The sequence below is a fragment of the Kitasatospora sp. NPDC059747 genome, assembly GCF_042732955.1.
Lineage (GTDB): Bacteria > Actinomycetota > Actinomycetes > Streptomycetales > Streptomycetaceae > Kitasatospora.
On sequence record NZ_JBHWGV010000028.1, the window covers coordinates 24,259 to 28,569 of the forward strand.

3 protein-coding genes are annotated in these 4,311 nt (G+C 73.6%); 2 read left to right on the forward strand and 1 reads right to left on the reverse strand.

The genetic code is table 11. The annotated features are described in order from the left end of the window. Window positions 1-127: 127 nt before the first annotated feature. Window positions 128-2,482, reverse strand: coding sequence for a glycosyl hydrolase family 18 protein (locus tag ACFV4G_RS15000; RefSeq protein ID WP_380440248.1), 2,355 nt, complete (start codon window positions 2,480-2,482; stop codon window positions 128-130). Window positions 2,483-2,777: 295 nt separating this feature from the next. Here ACFV4G_RS15000 and ACFV4G_RS15005 point away from each other — a divergent pair, with 295 nt between their 5' ends. Further along, complete coding sequence (locus ACFV4G_RS15005) at window positions 2,778-3,428, forward strand: class I SAM-dependent methyltransferase (protein ID WP_380440250.1); 651 nt, start codon at window positions 2,778-2,780, stop codon at window positions 3,426-3,428. Continuing rightward, window positions 3,425-4,096, forward strand: a complete 672-nt coding sequence (locus ACFV4G_RS15010) for a histidine phosphatase family protein (protein ID WP_380440252.1) — start codon at window positions 3,425-3,427, stop codon at window positions 4,094-4,096. Before ACFV4G_RS15005 ends, ACFV4G_RS15010 begins: the two co-directional genes overlap by 4 nt. Window positions 4,097-4,311: the final 215 nt, after the last annotated feature.

Genomic DNA, 4,311 nt, shown 5'->3' on the forward strand with positions numbered 1-4,311 from the left:
CCCGCCGCTTTACACCTACATCCTCCCCCCCGCCCCCGGGGGCGGGGTTCACTCCCCCCCCCGGGGCGGGGGGGCCGTGCGCTTCGAGCGGCTACCCCCACGGCCCTGTTTCATCTCTGACGATCCGTCAACGCAGGCTGCTGTCCATGGTGTTCAGCAGCGTGCCGGAGGCGTCGTCGTTCTCCAAGGAGAAGGCGAACATGCCGCCCAGCCCCTTGCCCTTGGCGTAGGCGCCGCGGGCCTGGATGGCCTGCGGGGTGTCGCCGGTCCAGAAGTTGGTGCCGTCGTAGACCCAGCTGCTCTCGGTGACCGGGTCCCAGTGGGTGTTCGCGGCGGTCGGGTCGAGCTCCTTCCAGGCGGCCAGGCCGGCCTCCTGGCTGAGCGGCTTGGCCGCGGTCGGGCCGGTCGCGCTCTGGTACAGGCCGTAGTTCGAGCCGGCTGGGACGCCCGTCCAGCCGCGCCAGTAGAACGGGATGCCGAGGACGAGCTTGTTCGCCGGGAAGCCGCCGGGGATGCCGTACTCGGGGAGACCCGTGGTGTACGCGGCGAGCATGGTGTCCACGTTGTACTTGCGGGTGCCGGGGGTGATCGGCGTGGTCGGGTCGGCCGGGCTGTCGTGCAGCGGGTCCTGGTGGTTGGTCGGGCCCTTGGCGTCCCAGGCGCCGTGCATGTCGTAGGACATGACGTCGGCGTAGTCCAGGTAGGCGCCGATCTTGTCGGTCTCCAGCTGGGCGATCTTGTCCTGGCCGCTGGGCAGGGCGGCGGTCAGCAGGAAGCGCTTGCCCTGGGCGGCGCCGAGGGCGTCCAGCTGGGTGCGGAACTCCTTGAGCAGCAGGGTGAAGTCCTGCTTGTCGGCGGGGGAGTAGTGGTTGCCGGTGTGGCCGCCGGCCGAGGCCGGGTACTCCCAGTCGAGGTCGACGCCGTCGAAGATGCCGGCCGCCGAGGCGGGGCCGCCGGAGGCGTCGCCGGCGACGCCGGTCGGCAGGTCGCCCTTGAGGAACATGTCGACGCACGAGGAGACGAACGCCTTGCGGGAGGCGTCGGTCGCGGCGGCGTCGGAGAAGTACTTGGAGTACGTCCAGCCGCCGATGGAGATGGTGAAGCGCAGGTTCGGATACTTGGCCTTGAGCTGGCGCAGCTGGTTGAAGTTGCCCTTGAGGGGCTGGTCCCAGCCGTCGTCGGTGCCGTCGACGCTGTTCGCGGCGGTGTAGCCGTCCTGGTAGTCGGCGTAGGCGTCGCCGGCGCCGTCACCGGCGTTCGGGTTGCTCTCGTTGGCGGAGTCGGAGGCCTTCACCGCCTGGAAGCAGGTGAACTTCGTCGGGTCGATGTTGGCGAACGCGTAGTGGACGACGTCGAGCTTGCCGGCTGCGCCGCTGGTGTCGACGTTCTTCGGGTAGTACGCGTTCTCGTAGATGCCCCACTGGTCGAAGTAGGCCGAGCGGACGGGCTGTTGGGCGGGCGCGTCGGCGGTCGTGGTGGACACCGGCGCGGACTGGGCGGAGGCGTGGCCGCCGGAGTACGCCTGCACGCTGAAGGTGTAGCCGCTGCGGGGGAGCAGCGAGCTGACCGCGACCGAGGTGCCCATCGAGGTGGCGACCAGTTGTCCGTTGGACCACACCTTGTAGGCGACCGGGCCGTCGCCGGAGGGCAGCGTGGAGGGCTGCCAGGTCAGCACGACGGCGTTGGCGGTGACCTTGGTGACGGAGACGCCGGTGGGGGTCGTGACCTTGCCGTCCCCGGCGGGGCCGCTCGCCGTCGCGGTGGCGGTCGGGGTGGGGCTGCCGGTGGCGGTGGCGGTGGCGGTGGCAGTCGGGCTGCCGGTCGCGGTCGGGCTGGTCGAGGCGGTGGGGCTCGTGGACGCCGTCGGGCTCGTGGACGCGGTCGGGCTGGTCGAGGCGGTGGGGCTGCCGGTCGCCGTGGGGCTCGTCGACGAGGTCGGCCCGGACGGGCCGGTCAGCGTGAGGTCGTCGGCGTAGTAGGTGCCGGTGCCGTACCAGCCGTGGGTGAACACGGTCACCGAGCTGGTCGTCGCCCCGGTGGTGAAGCTCGTGCTCAGCCGGCTCCACCCGGTCGCCCCGGGCGTCCAGGTCGAGGAGTTGACGCCGTCTCCGGTGGCGCCGAGGTAGACGTAGCTGCCCTGCACCCAGCCGGACAGCGTGTAGGCGGTGTTCGGCTGGACGGCGACGGTCTGCCGGCACTGCGCGGTGTCCGAGGCCGACGCCGCCCCGCTGAGCGCGTGGGTCCCGCCGTGCGCCGGGGTGGTGACGACCGAGCCGTTCGAGCAGGTCCAGCCGGCCAGGGTGCCGGTCTCGAAGTCGCCGTTGGTCAGCAGGTCGACGGTCGCGGCGGACGCGGGGCCGAGGGTGAGCGCGAGGGCGGCCGTGCCGGTGGTGAGGGTGGCCGCGAGGGCCAGGGCGGTGGCCCGTCTGCGCGGTGCGGCCCGGTGCGCGTCGGCGCGCGCGGGCATGACGCGGTCGTGCATGCGGTGTGTCCTCCGGATGTGTGGGGGTTCCGGCGGTGCGGTGGCCCGGGTGGGCCGTGGGGAGCCGTGCCGGGCGCTGTGGGGGCGCGCGGGCGGGTGGCGCGTGAACTCGGTACCACAGATTGGACTGGACCAATAATCCGCGTCAAGGGTTCGCCGGTCCCGGTCGCGCGCCCGCCGGTCCCGGCCGGAGCCCGATCCGTGGCGTCCAGCGGCCGGACCCTTCCCGGGTGAGGCTTGCGCGGACCGGTAAGTTGACCGGTACCTCGCAGGCCCGCCGAACGGAGGACTCGCCATGGACAGCCAGGACTGGGACGACCGCTACGCCGCGGAGGAGCTGGTGTGGGGCGTCGATCCCAACCTGTGGGTCGTCCGCGAACTGACCGGCCGCGCGCCCGGCCACGCCCTGGACGTCGCCGCCGGCGAGGGCCGCAACGCGATCTGGCTGGCCGGCCAGGGCTGGGACGTCACCGGCCTGGACTTCTCCGCCGTCGCCATCGAGCGCGCCGAACGGCTCACCGCCGAACTGCCCGACGAGGTCGCCGACCGGCTCACCTGGCGCCACGACGACGCCCGCACCTTCGACCCGTCGGCCGCCGGCTACGACCTCGTCCTGGTCGCCTACCTCCAGGTGCCCGCCCGCGACCGGCGTGCCGCCCTGCGCCGCGCGGCCGGCGCGCTCGCCCCCGGCGGCACCCTGCTGGTGATCGGGCACGACCTGCGCAACCTGGCCGAGGGCGTCGGCGGCCCGCAGGACCCGCGCGTCCTGTACGGCCCGGAGGACGTCCTCGCGGACGTCGCCGACCACGGCCTGACCGTCGTCCGGGCGGAGAGCGTCCTGCGTCCGGTCGGCGGCGATCCCGGGCACAAGGGTCAGGACGACGGCCAGAACGGCGGCGGCACCGCCGTCGACCTGCTGGTCCGCCTGGAGCGGGGTGCCGCGTGACCTCTCCGCTCTCCCGCCGCACCCTGCTCACCGGCCTGACCGCGGTCGTGCCCGTGCTGCTCACCGGCTGCTCGTCGAACTCCAAGTCCGACTCCAAGAAGGCGGCCAAGGCCGCGAACGCGACCGCCGCCCGCGCGAGCGATCCCGGCGGCGACGCCTTCGTGATGATCATCCGGCACGGCGAGAAGCCGGACGGCAGCACGCCGGGCCTGGACGAGAACGGCAAGCACGACAGCAAGTCGCTGACCGAGCGCGGCTGGTCCCGGGCGAAGGCGCTGCCCAGGCTGTTCGACCCGCCGGCCACCGGGCTCCGCAAGCCCGCCCGGATCTACGCCGCCTCCGACCAGGGCCCGCTCGCCGGCGCGCACCGGATGCGGCAGACCGTCACCCCGCTGGGCGCCGCGCTCGGCCTGAAGGTCGACATCACCTACGCCGAGTCGCAGGAGACCGAGCTCGCCGGGGCGGTGCTGACGGGCGCCCAGCCGGTGCTCATCAGCTGGGAGCACGGGCGCATCCCGCGGATCGTGGAGGCCCTCGGCGCGACGGGCAGCGGCGCGCCGGCGGTCTGGCCGGACCGCTTCGACCTCGTGTGGGTGTTCTCCCGGACGGCCGGCGGTCCGTGGACGTTCCAGGAGGTGCACCAGCACCTGCTGGACGGCGACTCCTGAGGCCCCGCGGAGGCCGGGGCACCGTCTCTTCATCTCGCGTACACGCGCCTGAGGATCCGTCAACTAGCGTGTCGTGCATGAGGATTCGTGTGCTGATCGCCGCCTCGGCGACCGCCGTGGTGCTGGTCGCCGGATGCAGCGGCGGGCGGGGGGGGGCGCCCCCCGCGCCCCCCCCGCGCCCCCCCCCCCCCCCCCCCCCCCCCCCCGCGGCCCCC